Origin of the sequence: Paenibacillus xylanexedens (genome assembly GCF_007680605.1) — a bacterium.
GTDB classification, from domain to species: Bacteria; Bacillota; Bacilli; order Paenibacillales; family Paenibacillaceae; genus Paenibacillus; species Paenibacillus xylanexedens_B.
This window is the reverse complement of the sequence record NZ_VEIO01000001.1, coordinates 2,691,506-2,716,143: the sequence shown is the minus strand read 5'-3', so window position 1 is coordinate 2,716,143 and position 24,638 is coordinate 2,691,506. Positions and strand designations below refer to the sequence as shown.

Here is a 24,638-nt window from a genome sequence, read left to right as displayed (position 1 = left end):
AGGGGGAAATGGGAGATGAAAAACAGGTTATGGGGAAAACGTGTGCTGGCCATCATGGCAACAGCAACGCTGGCATTGCCACTCATTGCAGGATGTACAGCTAGTGAGAATACAGATAATGAACAGCGCGTGCTGCGCGTAGCGACACTCTGGGGGGGACAGGATGACAGCTACTTCCGTCAGCAATTTACGGATGCTTTTGAGCTTACACACAAAAATGTGACGATTGAAATCGTGCCTGCGATTGAGCAGAGCATGTATGGCTTTGGAAATCCGGAAGAACAGCAGGAAGCGCCAGATACCATAGAGAGCTTGAAGAAAATTATGACGGGAGATAATCCGGTGGACGTGGTTGTAGCGGATACCTCTACGATCAAATCGTTAATTCAGGAGAACATGGTTAAACAGCTTGATCCATTGATTCAGGAGGACAAATTTGACACGAGCGATATCGTACCAAGTGTGCTAGAAGGGATCAAGGATCTGGGTGATCAGAACATTTATGCGCTGACACCGACATTCTCTTCTTCTGCTTTGTTCTATAACAAAGGGTTGTTTGAAAAAGCGGGTGTTGAACCGCCAACGGATAACATGACGTGGGACGATATATTTAATCTGGCCACTCGCCTTACGAAAGGCGAAGGTAAAGACCATGTCTTTGGAATGGCGTTCAGCACATATAACGGCGGCTCTCCGTATTACTCCATGCAGCAGTATTATAATTCGCTGCAGTTGAAAGTTTTTGACGACAAGGCAGAGAAAATGACCGTAGACTCTCCGCAGTGGGAGAAAGTGTGGAGTACTGTCAGCAAGCTGGCGATTGACAAAGTCATCCCGAAAGGTGACGAGCCGCAGGATCAGCAAACGGAAGGACGTTACAATCCGTTTCAAGGCGACTTGTTCATGAGTGGTAAAACAGCGATGGCGATCGGGGATTACAATTACATCAATCAATTAATCGAAGCGAATAAAAATGCAGATAAAATGAAAGATTTTACGAAAATAGAGTGGGATGTAGTTACCCCTCCGGTTCATCCGGAAGCTCCTGAAATCGGGGGTAACATCTACCTGAGCAGCTTGATGGCGATCAACAGTTCCGCTCAGAACCCGGATGATGCCTGGGAACTAATCAAGTATATGAATAGCGAGGATTGGGCGAAGATCAAGGCGCGCAGCAGCTATGAATTGGTATCCCGGAAAAGCTTTATTAAACCAAAAGACGGTCTGGACTACAATATTCAGGCGTTCTACACGTTGAAGCCGGTACCGCCAACGAACACCAATCTTGATAAGTTGTATCAGAAGATGCCTGGACTGTGGCAGGTAAGCGATAAAGGGATGGAATACTTTACTCAAGTGCTGGACAATAAAAAGACACCGAAGGAAGCGTTGGGTGAATGGGCAGCTAAAGGAAACGAGATGCTGGCGAAGTTGAAAAAAGACCCTAAAGCGACATTCCAATAAGTTATCTTTCCATGAAAGAAACACTTCAACACATTAATCAATTCAGTCAACAACGGTAACATTCACTGACTTATCGTCTTTACCTTAAAATGGCCGCTGGAGATTTATGATCTCCCGCGGCTAATTTTACGAAATTGGGGTATTCTACAATTAACAGCAGTATATGAACCCTTTGGAAAGGACGAGCAGGATGAAATGGGTATATTTCAGCAAGCTGTATACAACGAAATTTCAAGCAGGCTGCCTGGCAAAAAGACTGGAGCAGGATGGCTGGATTTACGGACACAATGAGCCTGAAGAAGTTGAAGTGTATCGTTCACGTAAAGGTCGGTATGGTGTGCGATTTATTCCCTGAGATTACCCCTTGACTTGTAATGGAGTAATAGTGTATATTAATTAAGTCGCTGTTTATTAATTTTAACGACGCGGGGTGGAGCAGCCCGGTAGCTCGTCGGGCTCATAACCCGAAGGCCGCAGGTTCAAATCCTGCCCCCGCAATATAGCTTTACTGGATGGTTTACAGCGATCATCTGCACTGTTATATATTATTTGTTCAGGGCCCTTAGCTCAGTTGGTTAGAGCGGTCGGCTCATAACCGATTGGTCACAGGTTCGAGTCCTGTAGGGCCCATATTTCAGAACCCTTGCGATGCAAGGGTTTTTTTCTGTTTATTTTCATAGACAATAATCCATAGTTTATATTACGGGCAGAGGCGGTGTGTCTCTACCTTTTTTGTAGGTTATAGTAATCAACCCATAGTTTGCATAATAACGGAAAAAGACATGAAAACTCTACCTTTCACCTAGTGGACTTTAACTTTTTTCAAGTAAGGGGATGGATGTCCATGCCAGATGATCATTCTCGCATATACTATCTCATTCCCACCTATAGGAGGTAGATTTCATGACTCAGTTAATTGATGCAAGAACCTCGCAAAATGCGAGTTTGGCTAACTCCATCGCCATACCAATTCTTGTTATTAACACACCCCAGTTGTTTGGGCAGATTGGATTGGTGACAACAGCCACAATCGGTGCGAACCCCCGGGTTCAATTCAAAGGAACCGTTTCGTTGCAACTTCCTTTGGCACTCGTTGGTGTGACGATCACGGTAGTTCGGGGAACCGTCTCAACAGATCCTGTCATTTATTCTGCAACGTCCACATTTAACTTGAGCGTTCTGGCACCACAAGTCATCACATTCTCTGCGGACGATTTTAACCCGCCAATTACACCACAATTAACGTATACGGCTTTTATCAGCACGAACCTGCTGGGTACCGTTCGTGTAGGTCCAGAGAACTTCGACGGTGTCTTGTACTCGGACTAAACAGTTACTCGCTTGTTAGCAACATAGATGCGAGTTTAATCTGTTTTTTGAGTTGTTGCAGAGTTTATAGATATTCATCTTATAGGCGTTGTGCCTGTTTCCATGTGAAGCAGGCTTTTTTGCAAGTGCGGTGTGAATGTGGATAGGTATTCGGGGAAGAATGAACAGAGTATAGAAAGTAGAATCAGAAGGATATGATATAATAGTTTTTTTTCATAGAATCAGATGACTTGGTCCTAACAAATAGATAGAAAGCGAGTTTGATACAAGTGATGATGAAGAACGAAGGCCGGTATGTCCGGTTTAGTGAAGCGCCGGTTTGGGATTGGCAGAGATCGTATTATGAACAGATGGGACTGGAGGCTTGGGAGAATCACCAGGTACCACAATATATAACGAGTAATCCGTTTATTGCAACAGCCTATGCTGAAATGATATTTAGCTTTTTGCAGGATTTGGCGACCAAAGGTGAACAGCATGAGATGGTTACCATCGTTGAACTTGGCGCAGGAGCGGGCAGACTGGCTCATCAGGTGCTCAACAAGCTGTGTGTATTGAAGGAAATTGCGGGCACGGAGCTACCGCCTTTCCGTTATGTGATGACAGACCTGGCTATGGAGAATGTGTCGGCCTGGAAAGAGCATCCTTCGATGCAAACATACATACAGCAAGGAGTACTGGATTTTGCACGTTTTGATGCGGTGCACGATACTGTACTGAATCTGGTTATGTCCGAAAAAACAATAAGGCAAGGGGATCTGCAACAACCGTTGCTACTCATTGCCAATTACTTCTTCGATAGCATTCCGCAAGACTTGATTTACATCGGGGAGGGGCAAGTGTTTGAGTGTGATCTGCTTGTAGAACTTCCACAGCATGTAGCGGAACAGAAACCTGACGAGATCCTGGAAAATATGACATTGAAATATAACTATCGTGCCGCACCCGAGTATATGGAAGAGACCTACCCATACGCCGAGCTGATCTCGCTGTACCGTGCTGAGCTAGAAGATTCGCATATTCTGCTTCCCTCTACAGGACTAGGCTGTCTCGAACGATTAAGCAAGCTTTCCCGGTCGGGTTATGTGTTAATTACGGCGGATAAAGGGGATCATCGGCTGGATTATTGGAAATATGCAGAGCCGCCTGAATTTGCGTTTCATGGCAGTTTTTCGTTGTCTGCCAATTATCATGCAATCAAGGTTGTAATGGAACAGCAGGGTGCCTCAACGTATTTTACGGCACATCATTATAAGGATCTGAACGTTGGCATGATTTTAATGCTGGAAGAGCCAAACCGTTACGTAAATACAAGGCTGGCTTATCATCGCTTTGTGGAACGATTTGGTCCAGACGATTTCTTTAGTTTAAAAGAATGGGCAGAACTTAAGGTAGAACAGATGGAGCTGAAACAGCTTCTGGCTTTTTGGCGATTGGGCGGGTATGATGCCGAGTTTCTGATGGTTGCATTCCCTCGTTTCAAAGATCTTTTGGCGGATGCGAGCGATGAGGAGATGTTCGACCTTCAAGCAGGCATCAGACGGATGTGGTCCTCCTATTATGCCATGGAATACCGGAATCAGGTTGCACTCGTATCAGGTCAGTTATTGTTGGAGATGTTCATGTACGAAGAGGCCAAAATATTCCTGGAGGAATTACTGACTGGGGACCCGGACGCGCTAATTGCTGAATCTGATGCACAACAGATAGCGGTATTGTATGACTTGGCTGTGTGTTGTTATGAGTTGGAACTGGAACAGGAAGCGCTTGTCTACGCTCGCCGTGTAATTCAAATAGATCCGGACCATGAGGAGGCTGCGGCACTTCTGGACGGTTTAGAATGAATTCCATTTCACAACCAACTATATTAGTTGAATTCCATTAAAATGAAACCCTTATCCAATTGTTTACGTATTACTAAAAGGAATTAATTCCAAATTTAAGTAATGATTAGAGAGGGGAAGGGAGAGCAATGAGAAAAGGCCTATCTATTTTGTTGTTTCCGTTGTTATGGCTTGTAGGGGCTCTTAGCATTCTCAGTGGAAATAGCAACAGTATGAGCGATCTTATCTCAATTAAAAAAGATATGGATCGGGATCGAGACTTTAGTTATGATGGACAAGCCATTTTTGATCAAATCGAAGGAATTAAAGGCTAGTTACATAAGACATTTAGGACTATAGGCCAAGCCATAACTGAACCTATGAGTGTGATTCGGCCTTTATTCCAGAGTCAACGCACATGCCCAACAGGAAAGCCGTTATCATTGACGATGATACACTTCCAAGGATTGGGCCATGAGACTTGGACATTCGCCCGGTCACTGGAGGGAAATACGCATATGTTATGGCATACCTTGAAATTCAAAGGAGGCCAATCAAATGAGTCATGTTGGATACGGTTGTGGCAATGTTGGTGGATTCGGCGGAGCGTGGACTTCGACTAGCGCAATCCTTGTTCTCTTCATTTTGCTCGTCATCATCACAAAATCTTTCTGGCTGTAAGATAACGGTCAGGCGCGCATCAGCTCCACCAAGACTTTGGTGGGGCTTTGCACCTGTTTCTAGTGCAGATTATAACCTGAATGACATTTGACAAGTGAAAACAATGTGCTTAAAATCACATAAGGAGACTACTAACAGAGATTGAAGGGATCGCAATGCCGTTTATACGATTTAAAGGATTTACGGGTTCTAAACTGGAGGAAGTTGTGCCTCAAATTACCGAACAAATGTCCTTAATTACTCATATTCCGCAGGAACGAATGAAAGCAGAACGCCATGATGTACAAGCTCTAACGCCATCCCCGGCGTCCATAGAGATTTTGATGTTTCAGCGTGATCAGGAAATACATGATCGAATTGCAGCGTCTATGCAGTCTATTCTAGAGAAGGCTGAACTTCCGGATGTGCATATTTTTTTCAATATATTATCCCCTAATTTGTATTATAAGAAAGGCAAGCCGCTAACAGATTACCAATTGGATTAGACAGCGGGTGAGATGTGAGAAATTCAGGATCCGTTTCGGAAAAAGAAAAACGAATAAGCTGCTTGAAGAGAAGCAGCCTGGTAACCTAAGACGAGCAGTTTTGACCATGCTCGTCTTTTTTTATTTATGCAAAGGTCGTCTGGTATCCAGACTTATCGAAGTACTGGAGAGTTTATGGGTTAAGTGATGAACGGTTACGATAAGAGCGAGTGCAGCGAGTGAAAGGGCCACAGCCGCCCAAAGTACCTGTGCTCGCCCTAAATACAGGATCGCGATGATCGTCATGACGAGTCCAATACCAGCCACCGTATAATTTGAAAATGAGAGCAGGCTGCTCGCCTTAGCTATATCTTCGCCTCTCATCAGTCTTGACTGGAGTTTCTTCAGAACCAATGCTTCCCAGCAGTTGAATATAGCGAGAAGTGCGGCCCCCATAAACACAACTGCAATAAGTAATCTCAGGTAGGGAAGAGAGGACGCGATGCCGATGAGCAACAAGGTTTTGGTCACAGGAATACCGATCAGGAGTCTCGAAAACATACAGTGTTTCACCAACTTATGGAATGTGAATTTTGCTGCCGCATAAGCTATCAGGTAAACGCACAGGAGTAACAATGCATATCCAATCGATTCCGTTTGTCTGTAGATCAGGCAGGTCAAGGTTGTGATTGAGATCACTTGTATAAGCGTGAGCAGTGTTCTGGCAGCCCAGAATGGATAAAATGCGATGTTCATACCATTGTGTCCTTTCTGCAACGATACATCTATATATTTATCTTACGGTGCATGCTACAGTAACACCACAAACAAAGTTATCATATTCCCGTCAGTGCAATACGAAAAACCAGCTACGCAGGAGGCAACTGGTCTTTTTACAAATTTATTGTTGTATTACGCCATAGCAAGAGTAAATGCAGCAAGCAACATAAACAGACTAGACATTCGCACCATATTCATGTAAGATTTGCTGGGTTCCGTCTCACCTTGCACAATCCAGCCATAACGAAGATACCAGCCAAATTTAGGGAAACACAGATTGATGATACACAACACCATAAATATAAAAAAGAGAGTTTTCATCGTCGATCTTCCTTCCTCGTCGGGCCATTAACGGCCCCGCCTTTTAAGGTCTGCGCCTGGAAAAAATGTAGACAATCGGCATACGGACGATGATGAATAAACTTTATCTATGTGTTTCTGAGTATAGGCAGGTTATAGTGAATGGATAAAGATTGATATGATTAAGAACTATTACCCAAGAACTACATTGTTTGAATAACTGTGGTACAATAAAATAGATTGTTTAATATCAACACATACCATCTGGAGTTAAGGATGTGAGATGGGGGAGACACAGGCATGAGTTTATATAATCAACTTCCCATGCAATGGGAATTTATTATCTCGAAATTAAAATCCTCCGTTACGGTAGTTGACGCTACCTCGCCTGAGCTTCCGCTCATGTATGTTAACGAACATTTTACCTGGTTAACCGGCTATACGTACGAAGAGTCGATCGGACGGAATTGCCGATTTTTACAGGGGACAGATACAGATCCCGAAACCGTTTCACGCATCCGGGAAGCAATAAGTCAACAACAATCCATTAAGGTTGACATTTTAAACTATACCAAAAGTGGCCAGAAATTCTGGAATGAGCTGAATATCGATCCCATTTTCAATGAATCCGGTGAGTGTATTTATTTTGTCGGTATTCAATATGACATCTCTGAACGGAAATATGCGGAGCAGCAACTGAAGACGGCAGCGTCTATGGCTGAGAAAACAAGCAGAGGGCAGCTGGAGTTCATCGGCAAGTTGAATCATGAGCTTCGTACACCGTTAAACGGTATCATGGGCATGATCGAGCTTGCGGGAATGGGCGATGTTACCGAAGAGCAAAAAGAATACCTGGATCTGGCACGTCAATCCGGAGAGGCGCTCCTGAATATCGTAAACAACAGTTTGGATATGGCGAAGCTGGGCAGAGGCAAAATGGGAGTGGAGCATATTGAATTCCAGCCATTGAAGCTGATTCAGCAAATTGTGAAGACGCATGAGGTGGCAGCCAACAATAAACAAATTCGTTTCGTTTGCCATGCTGATTTGAATGTTCCTGATGTGCTCTGGGGCGATCCATTGAGGCTACGACAGGTGCTGGATAATTTGCTGAGCAATGCCATTAAATTTACGGAGCAAGGAGAAGTGCAGCTTCTCGTGGATGTCAAGCAGCAATCGCATGAGATGACCATGTTGGCTTTCTCTGTACGTGACACAGGGATCGGCATTCCGGCTCATCAGATGGACCAACTGTTTGATGCCTTTACGCAATCTGATATTTCACATGCAAGAAGGTTCGGAGGCAGTGGGCTCGGATTAACAATCTGCAAAGAACTATTAGAATTAATGAACGGTACTATTACTGTAGATAGTGCTGAAGGAAAAGGAACCGAGTTTCAAGTGACCGTGCCTTTTCTAAGTACACAGAGTATTTTTAACGCAGGATAAGATAGTGCAGAGAGCAGCCGGATGAATCCGGCTGTTTTTTATGTTGAATAATTATGTGAAATGGATTGTTTTGCGAACTGGCGTTCTGGTATAATGCTATGGATGTTAGTGTTACATGGGGGAGGCACATCATGAGTAAGAGACGCAGCAGAAGAAGCAAGAGAGGAAGCCGGGGATTCAAAAGCAAACTATTGACATTAGTAGGTGCCATCGTGATTGCTTTATACGCCTTGGCTGGAGGAGAGTGGCCGCTGGACATCCCGTCGCCGTTCAAAACAACCGATAAGAGTGTAGATCATACGATTACTTTTCCCGCAGAGCGGTATCCCGAAACAGCAAACCATATCCGAAAGGCGATTCAAGCGGGGCATTCCGATGTCTGTACGATTGACCGGAAAGGCGCTGAAGAGAACAGGGAACTGTCGCTGAAAGGTGTGCCGGTCAAAAAAGGCAAGGATCGGGATGAGTGGCCTATGGCAATGTGTGCAGAAGGCGGTAAAAATGCGGATATCCAGTACATTACGCCAAAAGATAATCGCGGTGCAGGCTCATGGGTGGGCAATCAACTAAGTACATATCCGGATGGTACGCGCGTCAAATTTGTTGTGAAGTAATCCGATACATGTTGCAGCAATGGAAGGATTCAAAGTGTTTTTTGCCTAGGGGAGATATAAAAAGGCATCATAAGAAAAACCAGACGTTGGAGGCGTCTGGTTTTTAACTATAAGTTGACTGTAGTAGGACATAGGACATCAAAATTTCTCATCTACAGTCTATCTTTATCTATTAGCGTGTGTCTAAGTTCTCTTGTAATGAGAGTAACTGGATTGAATATGCTTGCTGAAAAGTGTCTACACGAGTTGCATCGTACCCAGATGGTGAGAGCGAAGGGTTAACAGGCGAGTGACTTGTTCGACTTCATCAAACGGAATCCACACATTTCCCTGTACAGTCCGTAAGGAGAGAATAGAGCTGTCTGCTGAGCGTTCTGGAAAACCGGTTACGGTCTGTCCGCTTGTATTCCGAACCATAATCTGTTGATTGCGCCGAATGGCAATTTCTACCTCTTTTTTCATAAGTCATTGCTCCTGATTTATAAGATGTTCATCCGTATGACTGTGTTTTCAATGGTTAATTTGTCTTCTTTATCTAGTCTATCAGAACTAGGTATAGATTTCCAGTAGAGAAATGATCAAGCTGTTCTAGGTGAATTGACTTAGCGGATGGAAATACGTTACTGATCATAAGCTACAGGGTTATATTAAAGTATGAGGAAGAGGAGGGGAATTCATGACGAAGCTGTTTGTTGGGCTTGCTCGTTCGGAGCACGAAGCGATTATAATGTTAAATTCCTTAAAGAAGGAAGGCATCCAAGATCAATATATGGGGGCTGTAGCCAAAGAGCAATTGGATTTGGAGATGATCAGCGAGAAGACGGGGCTACCCAAACCGTTAAAAGGTGCCGGAACGGATGGCGCGTTTGGAGCGTTGAAAGGCATATTAGCCGGGCTCGGAAAACGAATGGATCAGACCGCATCTATCGGAAAAGCAGTACGAAGATTAGCTGGCAATGAGATCGGAAGTGAGACGGATGATCTGGTCTTAACGCTGACAGAAGCAGGCATTCCGCAAGAAGACGCACGTCAGTATGAGGACTGGCTACTGCAGGGTCACATTCTGGTTTTTGTAGAGTGTAATGAGGAGCAAATCGAGATTGTAAAGCCTATTTTGCTTTTTTAGTTTAATTTAAGGCTGATTTTAGGTTCCTTTAATGTTGGGGAGGTATTCTTATCTCACACCTCCCTTAATATAGATGGTTTATCGGAAGTCCGGGACCGCAACTCGGACTTTCTAGGCACTGTGAGCTAGCGCTTGCAGTGCCTGTTTCATTTTTTTTAGGAAAAAGAGTTGCATTATTAATTTATTCATGGTAAGATATTTCTTGTCGCCAAGAAAATATTACATACGCCGGGGTGGCGGAATTGGCAGACGCACAGGACTTAAAATCCTGCGGTAGGTGACTACCGTACCGGTTCGATCCCGGTCCTCGGCATATTAAAGAAAAGATCACATTTAACTTGTTAAACAAGTTGAGTGTGATCTTTTTTTATGTCCAAACAAAAATACGATTCAGAAAGAATATAGTTTATTAGCTTTAGAGACAATGATATTGAATAAAAAAGACTTCTCCGCATCCGTGGAGAAGTCTTTAATGTAAGAGTCAAATCAATTAACTGGTTCTTTTAAATGTAATCGTATAAGGTTCGTTATAATTATTGATTCCGTTATCCATAATTCTGAAGTAAACTTTTTCACCAGGTTTAGCGTTCCAACTGATAGCCTCAGCGTAACCAGGTCCATTCCAATTATCCATCTGTATGGACAGAATCGCTCCGCTTGCATTCATTTTAATAACACCCATCACAATATCAAAATTTGCTGGTGGCGTTGCTATAACACTATAAGTAATTTCAGATGTGCCATTGGTATTGTCTACAACATAAAAGTCATTATCACTCATACTATCCAGTCGTACAGTGGCACTGTATGAAGAGTTTTGAGCTACACTTGAATACATGACTTCCGCAGTCTCAAAAGAGTCACCCCATCCTATGGCAGCAGATGCTGGTGATGAACCAAATAGCATTAATCCCGCAGCTAACGCAACGGAAGCTGTTAAATTTCTTAATTTTCTCATATAGAAACCTCCCTCATCAACTTGAATTGACATAAGTAAAAAAAACTTATAATTGCTTTAGGTAGATAGATTAAAAGATAAGGTATAAACAAGGTTGGCCAACCTTGGTTAAATATACCATATTAAGTAATGTTTTGAGAACCCTTTTATGTTAAATGTTGGTTTTTTGTATTTTCTTTGTAGTTCATAAACCGAAAAGCAACATAATACATATCAGAAAGTGGATTCGGGCGTCTATTTATGAAGAGAGGTCACAATGGTGTATACTAGTCGATAGGCATATATTACCTTTCCCATCAACCAACACAACAATCTATGGACGGAGGACTCAAGTTTATGTTGAAACAGCTTAAGCCATACAAGGTATTACAGGAGCGTAGAATAGAAGAACTGAAATCCGATGCGTACCTGCTGGAACATCAAAAATCGGGTGCTCATATCGTACTGTTGTCCAATAGTGATGATAACAAGGTGTTCAACATCGGTTTTCGCACACCTCCCGAAGATGATACAGGGGTAGCTCATATTCTGGAACACTCCGTGCTATGTGGCTCGAAAAAGTTCCCGGCTAAAGATTCTTTTGTGGAGCTGCTCAAAGGTTCACTCAATACATTCCTCAATGCGATGACGTATCCTGACAAAACCGTCTACCCCGTTGCGAGTCGCAACGATCATGACTTCCATAACTTGATGGATGTGTATCTGGATGCGGTATTAAATACGAATATTTATGAGAATGAAAAAATATTTTTGCAGGAAGGCTGGAATTACAACCTGACTTCCGCGGATGACGAGCTGACATACAACGGCGTGGTGTATAACGAGATGAAGGGTGCCTTTTCTTCGCCGGAACGGTTGGTTCGACGCGAGGTGTTAAATTCTCTTTTCCCGGATACGACGTATTCCTGTGAGTCCGGGGGCTTCCCGGAGGCGATTCTGGATCTCACTTATGAAGGATTGCTTGATTTCCACAAACGATACTACCATCCGTCTAACAGTTACATCTATCTGTACGGGGATATGGATATGGAAGAGAAACTGCAATGGCTCGACGAACATTACCTGAACAACTATGATCGAATCGAGATTGACTCCGAGATAAAACTGCAATCTGCTTTCCCGAAACGGGTGGATACGGTGAAGTCGTACGCTGCGGGAAGCACGGAATCCGAAGTAGACAACAGCTTTCTGACCTATAACGCGGTGATTGGCACAAGTCTGGACAAGGAACTGAACATTGCGTTTCAAATCTTGTTATACGCACTGCTCAATGCACCTGGAGCTGTGCTGAAGCAAGCCTTGCTGGATAAAGGCATCGCGAAGGATGTTTATGGATCTTATGATGATAGCTTGTATCAGCCCGTGTTCACGGTGGGACTCAAGAAGAGCAACTTGTCCAGCAAGGACGAATTTCTCGGCACGATCAAGGAAGTGCTGGAGCGCGTTGTAAAAGAAGGCTTTGACCCGAAAGCATTGCTTGCCGGCATCAATTCTTATGAGTTTAACCACCGGGAAGCGGACTTTGGCCGGATGCCGAAAGGACTGATCTACGGACTTTCCTCCCTCCAAAGCTGGCTGTACGATAAGGAAGCGCCTTTTACGTATTTTGAGGCGAATGATGTATTTGCAGAACTTCGGTCCAAAATGAAAGACGGTTATTTCGAACAACTAGTTGAGAAGTATTTATTACAAAATACACATACATCATTTGTTGCGCTCACACCGGACAAAGGCTTGAACGCACGCAAGGAAGAGGCGCTGAAGGAGCGGTTGAAGTCGGTGCAGGCGGGACTTAGTCCAGAAGAGGTGCAGGATATGATTAAGCGCACCGAAGCGCTTGCCGAGTACCAGAATACCCCATCCACCAAGGAACAGCAGCAGGTGATCCCGACGTTGTCCATTGAGGATATTGATACGAAGGCGTCTAAACTGTACCAAACGCTGAACAACGTGGATGGCACAACCATTTTGCATCATAACTTGTATACGAACGGTATTGGTTATCTGAGACTGTTGTTTGATATCAAGGAAGTACCGCGCCGCTTGTTGCCTTATGTGGGATTGCTTAAAAACGTACTTGGTTACGTGGACACGCAAAACTACTTGTTTAACGAGTTATCGAATGAAATTCATATCCATTCCGGCGGCATCAACAGCGGGGTTGGTTCGTATGCGAATGCGCATCAGCTTCATGATTTCAGAGCAACGTATGAGTTCAATGCAAAGGTGCTTTATGACAAACTGGGATTTGCTTTTGATATGATCAAGGAGATCGTGTTTACGTCCCGTTTTGACAATTCGAAAAGACTGTTCGAGATTATTTCTCAGGTCAAAGGTAATTTGCAACGCAGTCTGATCAACAGTGGTCATTCCGCAGGAATTGCCAGATCGTCCTCTAAACATTCGGCCGTTGCTGATTTCCGGGAGACGGTTAGCGGGATTGCTTATTATCAATGGCTTGAGAATCTACAGGCAAACTTTGATGCGAAAAAAGAAGAGCTGTCCTCCAGCCTGCAAGAGCTGATGGGTTACATTTTCAGACCGGAGAACCTGCTTGTCAGCTACACGGCAGACGATAAAGGATACGAAGGTCTGGAAGAGCAGGTGTCAGCTCTAAAAGCCAAGCTGTTCACACATGAAGTGGCGAAGGAAACTTTTACGTTTGCGCCTGCAACACATAACGAAGGTTTCCGTTCTCCATCCGAGGTTCAATATGTGGTGCAAACCGGGAATTATATCGACAAAGGGTACGCTTATACAGGCTCACTGCGTGTATTACAAGGCATCTTGTCACTGGACTATCTGTGGAACAATATCCGTGCCAAAGGTGGCGCTTACGGCTGTATGTCCGGGTTCAGACGGAATGGCGACAGTTTTCTGGCTTCCTACCGTGACCCGAATCTGGATAAAACCTACAAAGTATACGAGGAAATTCCGCAGTATCTGAACGATTTCCGTGCAGATGAACGGGAGATGACACGGTATATCATCGGTGCGATTCAGGATCTGGATACGCCAAGAACGCCTTACAGTGAAGGAGCATTCTCGCTGGAATGTTATCTGTCCAATGTGACGGAAGCTGATCTGCAACAAGAGCGCGATGAGGTACTTGGCACAAAAGAGAGCGATATTATCGGGTTTTCCGAATTTGTCTCGGCCATTCTGGAGCAACAGCATCGGTGTGTGATTGGTAACGAGCACAAGATTGAGGAGCAGAAGCAACAGTTTGATGAAACGTTGGATCTGATTAAACATTAAGGAGCGGTAACCCGGGTTGCGGCTGTGAAAAGAAGGCTTCAATAAACGTCTGTAGAATAAATATCTTTAGATAACAAGAAGAGACACTTGCTTGGGCTGGTAAGTAAAACAGCTTGGGCAAGTGTCTTTTTCATTTTATTTGGGTCCCTGTTTAAGTTACCGCAAGCATGTTATAAATTTTAAGCGTGCGCAGATCTTCCTTGGAGATTTTCAGCTCGTTGTAAAGCTCTGGCGTTTCCGGCAACGGTGTGCGGGAGAAAAGCATTTTCAGTGCTATAGGCATAAACGGTCTGAATGAAACGCCAGCCATAAGTCCCCATTTTTTCTCCGATTCCTGGAAGGATGCCAAAATATTAATATACAAATTCTCCAGCGGCGTAGCCTGATTTTTCAAAATGAGTGTAGTCAGCGTATCATAATGCTCGGTGTGCCCCCAGTACATATTTTCACATTCCTGATAATTGTCAAAATCCTTCACATTCATATACATTACCGTACGGTAGCGGTTGGCATCCGACTGAGCCATCATGTCGATCACGCAACGAATGAGGCTGTTGTTCCTGCCGTCGTAGAAGTACGAATAGAAGCGGGTGGAGTTTTTGAAGAAGCTGGACTGGACCGTGTTCATCAGCGGAGACGCATGCCTCGGTTCTTGGTAGAGCAGCTGCTCGACCTGAATATTTAGCGCATCTGCAATCTGGTGTAGTGTGACGAGATCCAGCGTAATATCACCGCTCTCATATTTGGAAAGAGTACCTTTACTCTTGAAAATCTGGTCTGCCAGTTGTTGTACGGTGAGCCCGCGCCATTTGCGGAAGTTTCGTATTTTTTTGCCGACTTCCTGGTTGATGTTGTTCATTGGGGTGCTCCTTATCGAGTTGGATGATCGGAAGTGTTTCCTGAGAATAGACGAATAGGCTGAAAGTCTTTCTTAAAACCCAAGACCTATCAGAAATATATCATTTTTTCAGTAAAAAGCCTATTCTGAGGAAACATGAAAAGCAATTTGTTTCTTCTGAGTAGATTCTCTTGCATTTGATACAACTCCGGCGGCATGGAACAATAGGGTTAGAAGTGATGAACCGAAGAACGGATAGATTCAACATCCATAAATGATGAAACGAAAAGACAGAGGAGTTAACCCCATGACCAAGATGAACAAGGTGAACACATCCTATAATTTTGATGAGATCATTGACCGCACCGGAACCAACGCTATGAATACGGATGGTTTCCGCCAATATATTTTTAACGCAACGAGTGAGATGAAATTTCCGTTTAAGGATGAGGAGTTCATCCGCATGTGGATTGCTGATATGGAGTTCGCTACACCTCCCGAGATTTTGGATGCCGTGAAAGATCGTCTGGATCGCCGCATTATGGGGTATTCGCAAGTTTTTGACCCGGCTTACTACGAAGCGGTAGCGAGCTGGATGAAACGATATTACAACTGGTCCTTCCCGAAGGAACATCTAGAAACGTCCAATGGCATTATTCCTGCGCTGTATGAACTGGTGGAGTATATCTGCCAGCCGGACGAAAAGGTACTGATCCTGACGCCGTCCTATGGATTTTTCCAATCGGCAGCAGATCATAACCAGCTTGAATTAGTGTGCTCGGACATGTTAAATGAAGAAGGGCATTATACGATTGACTTTGACGATTTTGAAGCGAAAGCCAGAGACGAGAAAGTTCGGGTATGCATTTTCTGTAATCCGCATAATCCATCTGGACGCATCTGGAGCACGGAGGAACTGAAGCGGGTAGGCGAAATCTGTTTGAATAATGAGATATGGATCATATCGGATGAAATTCATTGTGATCTGCTACGTACGGGAAAAACACATACCCCACTCGCCAAACTGTTCCCGGATACCGACCGAATTATAACTTGTATGTCTCCCAGCAAAACGTTCAACATGGCGGGTCTGATGTTCTCCAATGTCATTATTCCCAATAAAGCACTAAGGGAGATCTGGCAGACACGCCATTACGGCTTCAAAAATCCGCTAAGTATTGCGGCAACTCAAGCAGCTTATGAACATGGCGATGAATGGCTGAGACAGTTAAAGCTTTACCTGGATGATAACTTTGCGTATGTTGATGACTTTTTAAAAACATATCTGCCGCTTGCCGCTTTTCACATTCCTGAGGCAACGTACTTGGCCTGGATTGATATTACGCCTTATGCACCGAAGAATGTCAGCCTGCCTCTGTTCTTTGCAGAGCAAGCAGGCGTATTGCTGGAGGATGGAGGAATGTTTGTGGCAAACGGCGAAGGTTGCATTCGGTTAAATCTGGCCTGCCCTCGTTCTGTCCTGAAGGAAGGATTGAGTCGAATTAGTCGGGTGCTGGTGGACCGGCAGACGGAACAAAAACAGGTGAAACAGATGCCCGCACACGTATAACATCGGTAGGTTTTACGATGGATTGTCTGTATGAAGTGTAATGTTAAGCATCGGACTATTGAATCTGCGATGTATCAAAATCATACTATTTAAGTTGAACTATTCTTTTACACGTTAACGGAGAGGACAGAAAAAACCTGGAAAAGCGAAGCGCTCGCCTAAAAGCTTTCTGCAAGAAAGCTGCATCGGAAGCATACGCTTATCACCGGATTTTTCCCTTTGGAAAAGGGAATCCAAAAAATCTGGGGATAACAGCGATTGGAGGGTTCTTCTGTCGTCGGAGTGGACTGTGTAAAATCTTTAGTTCAACTTATATAGAATGCATCAAAGACACATTTAAGCTGACTTATACGGGACTACGGGGGTATAGATGAATATGAAAGGGACGAAGCGGAGCGTATTCTGTTTCGTCTTTTTTTGAGTGTTTCTTTTATTAATCTGGACGGTTTCCTTTCTCTCCATCGTACACTTCTGGTCTGTCGACTGCGGTTATGTTAAAATGATGGATAGTCTATGAGTCGCTGGACATGTGACTCTTGCAGGGAAGAGCCCTTCCAAACGGGCTACACGGATATGTATTCATCAGGGGAAAGGAGCCTAAATATTATGTTTGGAAATGATTGGGACGAGGTGTTACAGCAAGAAACCGAAGCGGAGTATTTTAACAATATTCGTTATGCGCTCGCAGCGGAATACAAAACACAGACGGTCTACCCACCCAAGGAAGATTTGTTCTCAGCGTTGAAGCTAACCCCGTATCATCGGGTGAAAGCCGTTATAATTGGTCAAGATCCTTATCACGGGGCGGGCCAGGCGCATGGATTAAGTTTCTCGGTCAGACCGGGGGTGCGCGTACCGCCTTCACTGAAAAATATATATAAGGAACTTCAGGCCGATCTGGGTGTGCCTGTTCCAAAGCATGGTTCACTTATTCACTGGGCAGAGCAGGGTGTATTGTTGCTAAATGCGGTTCTGACGGTTCGGGAGAGTCAGCCTAATTCTCATCAGGCCTTGGGTTGGCAGACGTTCACGGATGCCGTCATTCGTGAGCTGAATGAGCGCAATGAGCCTATGGTGTACATGCTATGGGGAAGTCACGCTCAGAAGAAGGGTGCTTTTATTAACAGAGACAAACATCTGGTGCTGGAATCAACGCATCCGAGCCCTTTAGCTGCACATCGCGGCTTTCTTGGCAGCCGGCCTTTTTCCAAAGCTAATGAATTTCTCGTCTCCAAAGGTATTAAACCGATCGATTGGACAATACCTGAAAACTAGATAGATTGGAGGCGAGCACATTGCGACATTGGATTGGACGAAAAGTAGCAGTATACCGGGCAACAGGAATTCGCGAGCCTCTGAAGGGAACGCTGGTGGAGTGGGATGAAGAAACGGAATGTGTTCGAATCGGACCGAAACGGATCAAAGTATCGTTTGACAATATAGCAATGATCAAACCTCTTCCGGACGAAAGCCTGCCTCTGAAGAAAGCACGTTCCGAAGTGCACAAGATCGGATATGTGATGAAAAAGGCAGTACAGTTTGAAAATGCGATTTATTTCAAGTCACAGATTATGATCTGGCGGCGCGCCAAAATTGTAGCGTTATCGACTACGATTGTAAGACATGACGAGGATCAGGTCGAGCTTGAAGACGGGCGTCTGCTTCGCAAGGACAAGCACATGTTTGTGGTACGTTCGCGGCGCGGCATACGATAGCCTGGTTGAAAATTTAATATGGTTTTCATACTGCGATCATACAGCATTAATGTTTCGACCTTATAGTAGGTAGTAACAACCCCTTCTAAATGAATGTGTATGGATTTGGGAACCCGGCCGGCTGCAAACGGCCGGGTATTTTTTCTCTTTTTTTAAACTTCGTATAACGCTGTGCATGAGTTCTGTTAACGTGCTGTAACATAGCGATGACACTTATATTGTATACTAAGGAGATAGATCTCAAAAAGGAGTGAAACCACTTGAAACGGATATGTGTTTTTGCAGGGTCTAACCCGGGAAATCATCCCGATTATATGAAGAACGCTACCCTTTTGGGGGAACAGATTGCGGGCAACGGATATGCCTTGGTCTATGGCGGCTCTTGTATGGGTTTGATGGGGGCAGTTGCGGATGCGGCTCTTGCGGCAGGCGGAGAAGTGATTGGGGTTATGCCTACGGGGTTATTTCGGGGCGAGGTGGTTCACGCCGGGCTTACTCAACTGATTGAAGTGGGTACGATGCATGAACGGAAGGCAACCATGGCACAGTTATCCGATGGATTTATTGCACTTCCGGGCGGTATGGGCACGTTCGAAGAATTGTTCGAGGTACTGTGCTGGGCACAGATCGGCATTCATCGCAAACCTGTTGGCCTCTTGAATGTTAACGGTTATTATGAACCACTTATGAAAATGGTGGAGCACAGTGTGCATGAAGGCTTCTCCAACACCTCACATCTCAGTTTGTGGAGTCTTGAGTCTGATCCAGCCGAATTGCTTGCTCAGATGGCCGCCTACATCCCCAAGGAATTAACTCAGAAATGGTCTGAACTCAGCGGAAAGTAAAGGCTATAGAAATTGAAAGAAGTAACCTGTTGCTTCAAGAGAAAAACTTCCTCACCTGCCCAAGCAAATAACGCTTGCGGACATAGTCTATAGTGTACTTTGATGAAGAGGGGAGTGTCACTCATGAGCGATCTCAAAGGAGCAGGTTACGGCTACTGTGGAGGTTTCGGTGGTGGTGTATGGACATCAACAGGCGCAATCCTGGTGTTGTTTATCCTGCTGGTTATCATCTCCCGCACGTTCGTACTGTAATTCAGACCATTCTATAACAGGGTGCATGCTGACTCATGGCATCATTCGAAGAAAATGGCCTTTCCAAAGAGACGCCGGCAACTGCCGGCGTTTCAGGGGAACGGTTTTTTGCCTTTGCCTAAAAAAAAAGACCTCCATCCCATAAGCAATGAGATAGAGCTATCTACTTGGAAACTATACGACGATTTCCGTAGTATCGCTGGGCAGAAGAAGTGTTTTCCAGGCAATGTATAGTCCAATAGCAGAAGCAATCAGTGCAAGGATAGCCGCAACAAAGGCCAGTTGATCCAGTTTATTTTGTTTGGGTTCGATAACATTGGACTGATTACTTGTTCTGTCAGGTAAAGAGAGTCCTCGAACAGAAGCGCGCGGAATTGTTTGTCGTGATCCGGGAGGTCTTGACCTGCTGATTTTCGATCCGGGTTCTGATCTATTCTTCGCTAAGTGGTGCGATGAGTATTTTTGGGCAGAGCAAGATCTGGAAGAGATTGAGTGCTTCCTTGTTCGTGATTTCAACGGTTTCAAAGGGCAACCTCCTTACAGCGGAGTGCAGTTGTCTACGACTGATATTATATTATGTTGGATTTTAGATTGAGTTCGCAAAAATGAGTGAATCCCCAGCCCTTTAACTGTTAGACCCGTGCTGAATGAACAAGCCAGTATACAATTAAACGCTCTCTTAATACGTGTATGACAAATGGTGTATATAGTGAAAGTTCATAGAATCCACTTTGAACGCAGGAGGGTCTGAATTGAACAACATTGAAATTATTGCCCACCGAGGTGCATTTGCGGCATGCCCGGAAAACACGATGATTGCGTTTGAGCGAGCGCTAGAGCTGGGTGCAACGGGTATCGAGACGGATGTGCAGATATCAGCCGATGGACGGTTGGTGTTAATTCATGATGAAACTTTACAACGGACGGCGGGAAGCCAATATTGGAATCAATAAGGATATGTATAGGCTATCGTATGTAAAGTTATGAAATGAGCGCCACACAGGAGCGATGAAGCTCTGGTGTGGCCTTTTTTATGCATATTCATGCGGGAAATATTCATATCTGCAAGAAAGTTGTCCTTTTTGTCCATTGCCAGACTGGAAGGATTCCCTTACAATGTTCTATGGGAATGAGAATCAATATCAATAGAAGCGGTATTTTTGGAGAGGTGATTGTTATGTACATAAGGGTAATATGCTTCACTCATAACACAGGTGGTCAAGTATGAACTTGAACAGTTCTTCCACGCAATCAAATGAGGAGTCACCTACAGCGAAAATCCACACACGTCCATGGGCAGCCACTCTCATTCTTACTGGCGGTATTCTGTTGCTTGCTCTGGGCATGGCGTTGTCCATTTCATTTGGTGCTGCGGATATTCAGCTCGGCGTAGTCTGGCAGGCGGTATTTAACTTTAACCCTGACTTGACACCCCATCAGATCATATGGGAGATTCGGTTGCCGCGTATTCTGGGCGGAGCGATGGTTGGGGCTTGCTTCGCTGTTGCCGGTGCGATTATGCAAGGTATGACCCGGAATCCACTCGCCGATTCGGGATTGCTTGGCCTGAACGCGGGTGCCGGATTTGCGCTGGCGATCTGTTTTGCTTTTTTCCCGGGTTTGCCGTACATGTACATCATTATGTATTCCTTCTTAGGAGCAGGACTTGGGGTACTGCTTGTGTATGGTTTTGGTGCAGCATCCCGATCAGGTCTGACGCCGCTGCGTCTCGTGCTTGCCGGGGCCGCAGTATCGGCTATGCTGTCTGCACTGAGTGAGGGCATTGCGCTTTATTTCAGAATCGGACAAGATCTGGCTTTCTGGACTGCGGGAGGGGTGGCCGGAACGAAGTGGTCTCAGCTTGAAGTGATGTTTCCTTGGGTGCTCGCTGCACTGATCGTTGGCATGATCATCTCGCGTTCAATTACGCTGCTCAGTCTTGGGGAGGACATCGCAGTCGGATTGGGACAGCGTACCGGTCTGATCAAGCTGGTCGGACTGATTGTAGTACTTATTCTGGCGGGTACGGCGGTATCTGTGGTGGGGGCGGTCGGATTTGTCGGTCTCATCATTCCCCATCTTACGCGGAAGCTGGTTGGGGTCGATTATCGCTGGATTATTCCTTGTTCTGCCGTGATGGGCAGCCTGTTGCTTGTATTTTCGGACCTGGCCGCACGTATGATTAACCCGCCTTACGAAACGCCGATTGGCGCATTGGTAGCCCTCATCGGGGTGCCGTTCTTCCTGTATCTGGCGCGGAAAGAAAGGAGGACGCTGTAAGATGGGTTCCTCAACTATGGTTGGCGCAGAGCGCAAAAAGAAAACGAAAGGTATCGTTGTTCTTGTTGTGCTCGGTCTCTTGATTATTACAGCTTTTATCATCAGTATGAATACCGGATTTACCAAGCTTTCTCCGCTGGAGGTTTTACGGACACTGTTTGGCAGCGGCACACCGAAGCAGGAACTGATCCTGTTTGAATTCCGGTTGCCTCGCATAGTGATTGCTGTTCTGATTGGAGCGGGACTGGCATTGTCGGGTTGTATCCTGCAAGGGATATCGCGCAACGCGCTTGCTGATCCGGGAATTCTTGGTATTAATGCAGGAGCGGGTCTTATGGTCATGCTGTTTGTTTCTTTTTTCCCAACGACAACAGCCGCACCGATCTTTCTGCTCCCCATTCTTGCGCTGGTTGGGGCGAGCTTTGCAGCATTTCTGATCTATATCCTTTCCTACAAAAAAGGGGAGGGCATCTTGCCGACCCGTATGCTACTAACGGGAATTGGAGTTGCAGCCGGTATCAGTTCAGCTATGATCGTGTTAACGCTGCGGCTTAGTCCGGAGAAATACCAATTTGTAGCCACCTGGCTTGCGGGCAGCATTTGGGGCTCCAACTGGAAATTTGTTATTGCACTGCTGCCCTTTATCCTTGTGCTTGTACCTCTGGTGCTGGCGAAGGCTCGTGTGTTGAATGTATTAAACCTGGGGGATCAGACAGCAAGCGGGCTTGGTGCTCCCGTAGAGCGTGAGCGAATGATTTTGCTTGCTTCGGCAGCCATTCTCGCAGGAGCCTGTGTATCTGTAAGTGGCGGTATCGGTTTTGTTGGTCTGATCGGGCCTCATCTGGCGCGCCGTCTGGTTGGGCCAAAACATCAATTTTTGCTACCTGCATCTGCACTGGTCGGGTCATTGCTCGTTCTGGTCGCGGATACGCTGGGACGTGTCATTTTGCAACCTTCAGAGATTCCAGCCGGGATTCTGGTTGCAATTCTGGGTGCACCATACTTCCTGTATCTTTTAAGCAGGACGAAATAGAAGGTAATCATCATATTGACGGAGGATTGCCGTAAGGGGGAACTAGGTTCATGCTTCGTCGTTTTTTTGCCTATTATAGGCCGTACAAAAAACTGTTCATTCTCGATTTCACCTGTGCAATTCTGGTCGCGTTGCTGGAGCTGGCTTTTCCGCTAGCTGTGAACCGGGTTGTGGACGATCTGCTACCAGGTGGACGGTGGGACTGGATTTTATGGGCGTGTCTAGGACTGTTGGGCATTTACTTGCTGAATTCATTCCTGAATTACGTTGTAACGTATTGGGGACACAAGCTAGGGATTAATATCGAGACGGATATGCGTAAAAGTCTGTTCAATCATGTGCAGAAGTTGTCCTTCCGATATTTTGACAATACGAAGACAGGACATCTGGTATCCCGCATGACGAATGATCTGATGGATATCGGAGAGATTGCCCACCACGGTCCCGAGGACGTATTTATCGCCGTGATGACGCTTGTGGGTGCATTTAGCATCATGATGAGTATTAACGGGAATCTGGCCATTCTGACGTTTATCATTGTGCCACTTATTATCTATCTTTCTTTGTATTTCGGGAACAAAATGTCCAAGGCCTTCAGCCGAATGTTCGGGGATATTGCCGATTTTAACGCGCGTGTAGAAAACAATATTACGGGTATTCGCGTGGTTCAGGCTTTTGCCAATGAAGAGTATGAAAAAGCGCAATTCGCGGTAAACAACGGTCGTTTCCGTCAAACCAAGCTGGTCGCGTACAAAATTATGGCCTGGAACTCATCAATTAGTTATGTACTGATGAAGCTGGTATCGTTGTTTGTACTCGTATGCGGAACGTGGTTTGTGATTAACGGCAGCATGACCTATGGTGAGTTTATTGCCTTTATTATGTTATCGAATGTGTTCCTGACGCCGATCCAGAAGATTAATTCGGTTATCGAGACTTATCCTAAAGGGATTGCAGGTTTCAAACGTTATACGGACCTGCTCGATATGGAGCCAGAGGTCAAAGACCATGCTAATGCCGTTGCGGTATCCCATTTGCGCGGAGATATCCGTTACGAGCAAGTAACTTTTGGTTATTCGGATCAAGAGCCTGTACTTCAAGGTATCGATTTAAGTGTTCGTGCCGGTGAAACGGTCGCTCTGGTCGGTCCGTCGGGTGCGGGGAAAACAACGCTTTGCAGTTTACTGCCACGATTCTATGATGTGCTGGAAGGGCGCATCACGATTGATGGTCAGGATATTCAGCACATGACTCTGGATTCCTTGCGCAGCCAGATCGGGATCGTGCAGCAGGATGTATTCCTCTTCGATGGTACGATTCGGGAAAATATTGCGTACGGCAAACTGGATGCCTCAGAAGAGGAAATCTGGATGGCGGCTCGTCGGGCCCAGATGGAATCCTTGATTCTGTCCATGCCGGAAGGGCTTGATACACTGATTGGTGAACGCGGCGTGAAGCTGTCCGGGGGACAAAAGCAACGATTATCCATTGCTCGCATGTTCCTGAAGAATCCACCGATTCTCATTCTGGATGAAGCGACATCTGCGCTCGACACGGAAACGGAAGCAGCGATTCAGCAATCCCTCGCGGAGCTGTCCGAAGGACGTACGACACTGGTCATTGCCCACAGGCTGGCGACGATCAAAAACGCAGACCGCATCGTGGTCGTGGCCGAGCAAGGCATCACGGAACAGGGACGTCATGAGGAACTGCTGGCTTCGGGCGGCATTTACAGCCGTCTGCACCATGCGCAGTTTGGTGCATAGGCAGAGTCCGTTGCTACTGATCTAAAGTTCAAGCAAAAACGCTAAGAAGTTTCGATTGAAGTGGCGTGAAATTTTAACGTAATCAGGTTGGTG

At 45.4% G+C, this 24,638-nt stretch carries 24 protein-coding genes, 3 tRNA genes and 1 pseudogene; 23 read left to right on the top strand and 5 right to left on the bottom strand.

What is annotated here, in order from left to right; translation table 11 throughout:
- Positions 1-15 precede the first annotated feature (15 nt).
- From FS818_RS12130 to FS818_RS12095, 9 genes are all read left to right on the top strand, one after another.
- Positions 16-1,464, top strand: coding sequence for an ABC transporter substrate-binding protein (locus tag FS818_RS12130; RefSeq protein WP_145331998.1), 1,449 nt, complete (start codon positions 16-18; stop codon positions 1,462-1,464).
- Between the two features lie 190 nt (positions 1,465-1,654).
- Positions 1,655-1,819, top strand: coding sequence for a hypothetical protein (locus FS818_RS28780; protein WP_186331731.1), 165 nt, complete (start codon positions 1,655-1,657; stop codon positions 1,817-1,819).
- 69 nt (positions 1,820-1,888) lie between these two features.
- Positions 1,889-1,962, top strand: a tRNA-Met gene (locus tag FS818_RS12125).
- Between the two features lie 58 nt (positions 1,963-2,020).
- Positions 2,021-2,094, top strand: a tRNA-Ile gene (locus tag FS818_RS12120).
- A 273-nt stretch (positions 2,095-2,367) separates the two neighbouring features.
- Entirely contained in the window at positions 2,368-2,793 is a 426-nt protein-coding gene (locus tag FS818_RS12115) for a hypothetical protein (RefSeq protein ID WP_145331996.1), read from the top strand.
- A 272-nt stretch (positions 2,794-3,065) separates the two neighbouring features.
- Positions 3,066-4,637, top strand: coding sequence for an SAM-dependent methyltransferase (locus FS818_RS12110; RefSeq protein WP_145331994.1), 1,572 nt, complete (start codon positions 3,066-3,068; stop codon positions 4,635-4,637).
- A gap of 128 nt (positions 4,638-4,765) precedes the next feature.
- Entirely contained in the window at positions 4,766-4,951 is a 186-nt protein-coding gene (locus tag FS818_RS12105; protein ID WP_145331992.1) for a hypothetical protein, read from the top strand.
- Between the two features lie 223 nt (positions 4,952-5,174).
- Entirely contained in the window at positions 5,175-5,297 is a 123-nt protein-coding gene (locus FS818_RS12100) for a sporulation protein YjcZ (RefSeq protein ID WP_090923721.1), read from the top strand.
- 155 nt (positions 5,298-5,452) lie between these two features.
- Complete coding sequence (locus FS818_RS12095; protein WP_145331990.1) at positions 5,453-5,782, top strand: DUF1904 family protein; 330 nt, start codon at positions 5,453-5,455, stop codon at positions 5,780-5,782.
- A 120-nt stretch (positions 5,783-5,902) separates the two neighbouring features.
- On the opposite strand, the gene FS818_RS12090 is transcribed toward FS818_RS12095, so the two are convergent.
- Both FS818_RS12090 and FS818_RS12085 read right to left on the bottom strand, forming a co-directional pair.
- Complete coding sequence (locus FS818_RS12090; RefSeq protein ID WP_145331988.1) at positions 5,903-6,517, bottom strand: hypothetical protein; 615 nt, start codon at positions 6,515-6,517, stop codon at positions 5,903-5,905.
- 156 nt (positions 6,518-6,673) lie between these two features.
- Complete coding sequence (locus tag FS818_RS12085) at positions 6,674-6,862, bottom strand: DUF6199 family natural product biosynthesis protein (protein WP_145331986.1); 189 nt, start codon at positions 6,860-6,862, stop codon at positions 6,674-6,676.
- Positions 6,863-7,141: 279 nt separating this feature from the next.
- On the opposite strand from FS818_RS12085, the gene FS818_RS12080 reads away from it, so the two are divergent.
- Both FS818_RS12080 and FS818_RS12075 read left to right on the top strand, forming a co-directional pair.
- Positions 7,142-8,290 (top strand): sensor histidine kinase, encoded by a 1,149-nt coding sequence (locus tag FS818_RS12080; protein ID WP_145331983.1) that lies wholly within the window; start codon positions 7,142-7,144, stop codon positions 8,288-8,290.
- A gap of 131 nt (positions 8,291-8,421) precedes the next feature.
- On the top strand, positions 8,422-8,904 hold the full coding sequence (locus FS818_RS12075; protein ID WP_145331981.1) for a NucA/NucB deoxyribonuclease domain-containing protein: 483 nt from the start codon (positions 8,422-8,424) through the stop codon (positions 8,902-8,904).
- Positions 8,905-9,141: 237 nt separating this feature from the next.
- Here FS818_RS12075 and FS818_RS12070 read toward each other — a convergent pair whose 3' ends face one another.
- Positions 9,142-9,366 carry a hypothetical protein gene (locus FS818_RS12070; RefSeq protein ID WP_145331980.1) on the bottom strand — a complete coding sequence of 75 codons (225 nt, stop codon included), beginning with the start codon at positions 9,364-9,366 and terminating at the stop codon, positions 9,142-9,144.
- A 214-nt stretch (positions 9,367-9,580) separates the two neighbouring features.
- On the opposite strand from FS818_RS12070, the gene FS818_RS12065 reads away from it, so the two are divergent.
- Positions 9,581-10,030, top strand: a complete 450-nt coding sequence (locus tag FS818_RS12065) for a general stress protein (RefSeq protein WP_145331979.1) — start codon at positions 9,581-9,583, stop codon at positions 10,028-10,030.
- A 227-nt stretch (positions 10,031-10,257) separates the two neighbouring features.
- Positions 10,258-10,343: transfer RNA gene (locus tag FS818_RS12060), tRNA-Leu, on the top strand.
- A 177-nt stretch (positions 10,344-10,520) separates the two neighbouring features.
- Here the strand turns inward: FS818_RS12060 and FS818_RS12055 are convergent.
- Positions 10,521-10,988, bottom strand: a complete 468-nt coding sequence (locus FS818_RS12055; protein WP_145331978.1) for a hypothetical protein — start codon at positions 10,986-10,988, stop codon at positions 10,521-10,523.
- Positions 10,989-11,324: 336 nt separating this feature from the next.
- Between FS818_RS12055 and FS818_RS12050 the strand changes: the two genes are divergently transcribed.
- Positions 11,325-14,246 (top strand): insulinase family protein, encoded by a 2,922-nt coding sequence (locus FS818_RS12050; protein ID WP_145331977.1) that lies wholly within the window; start codon positions 11,325-11,327, stop codon positions 14,244-14,246.
- A 151-nt stretch (positions 14,247-14,397) separates the two neighbouring features.
- Here FS818_RS12050 and FS818_RS12045 read toward each other — a convergent pair whose 3' ends face one another.
- Entirely contained in the window at positions 14,398-15,105 is a 708-nt protein-coding gene (locus tag FS818_RS12045) for a helix-turn-helix domain-containing protein (protein ID WP_090923711.1), read from the bottom strand.
- Between the two features lie 286 nt (positions 15,106-15,391).
- On the opposite strand from FS818_RS12045, the gene FS818_RS12040 reads away from it, so the two are divergent.
- The 9 genes and pseudogenes from FS818_RS12040 to FS818_RS12005 all read left to right on the top strand — a co-directional run bounded on the left by FS818_RS12040 (position 15,392) and on the right by FS818_RS12005 (position 24,545).
- Positions 15,392-16,654: a MalY/PatB family protein gene (locus FS818_RS12040; RefSeq protein ID WP_313960465.1), complete on the top strand. Its 1,263-nt coding sequence runs from the start codon at positions 15,392-15,394 to the stop codon at positions 16,652-16,654.
- 573 nt (positions 16,655-17,227) lie between these two features.
- The gene (ung, locus tag FS818_RS12035; protein WP_260984663.1) at positions 17,228-17,929 is read left to right on the top strand and encodes a uracil-DNA glycosylase; all 702 of its coding nucleotides are present in this window, start codon (positions 17,228-17,230) and stop codon (positions 17,927-17,929) included.
- 20 nt (positions 17,930-17,949) lie between these two features.
- Complete coding sequence (locus tag FS818_RS12030; protein WP_090923709.1) at positions 17,950-18,369, top strand: hypothetical protein; 420 nt, start codon at positions 17,950-17,952, stop codon at positions 18,367-18,369.
- 260 nt (positions 18,370-18,629) lie between these two features.
- Positions 18,630-19,214 carry an LOG family protein gene (locus tag FS818_RS12025; RefSeq protein WP_145331975.1) on the top strand — a complete coding sequence of 195 codons (585 nt, stop codon included), beginning with the start codon at positions 18,630-18,632 and terminating at the stop codon, positions 19,212-19,214.
- Positions 19,215-19,337: 123 nt separating this feature from the next.
- Entirely contained in the window at positions 19,338-19,466 is a 129-nt protein-coding gene (locus FS818_RS29270) for a hypothetical protein (protein WP_260510917.1), read from the top strand.
- Positions 19,467-20,218: 752 nt separating this feature from the next.
- A pseudogene (locus FS818_RS12020) lies at positions 20,219-20,404 on the top strand (glycerophosphodiester phosphodiesterase family protein); the annotation flags it as partial.
- 286 nt (positions 20,405-20,690) lie between these two features.
- Positions 20,691-21,746: a FecCD family ABC transporter permease gene (locus FS818_RS12015; RefSeq protein WP_145331974.1), complete on the top strand. Its 1,056-nt coding sequence runs from the start codon at positions 20,691-20,693 to the stop codon at positions 21,744-21,746.
- A 1-nt stretch (position 21,747) separates the two neighbouring features.
- Positions 21,748-22,779, top strand: a complete 1,032-nt coding sequence (locus tag FS818_RS12010) for a FecCD family ABC transporter permease (RefSeq protein ID WP_145331973.1) — start codon at positions 21,748-21,750, stop codon at positions 22,777-22,779.
- Positions 22,780-22,829: 50 nt separating this feature from the next.
- Positions 22,830-24,545 (top strand): ABC transporter ATP-binding protein, encoded by a 1,716-nt coding sequence (locus FS818_RS12005; RefSeq protein WP_145331972.1) that lies wholly within the window; start codon positions 22,830-22,832, stop codon positions 24,543-24,545.
- Positions 24,546-24,638: the final 93 nt, after the last annotated feature.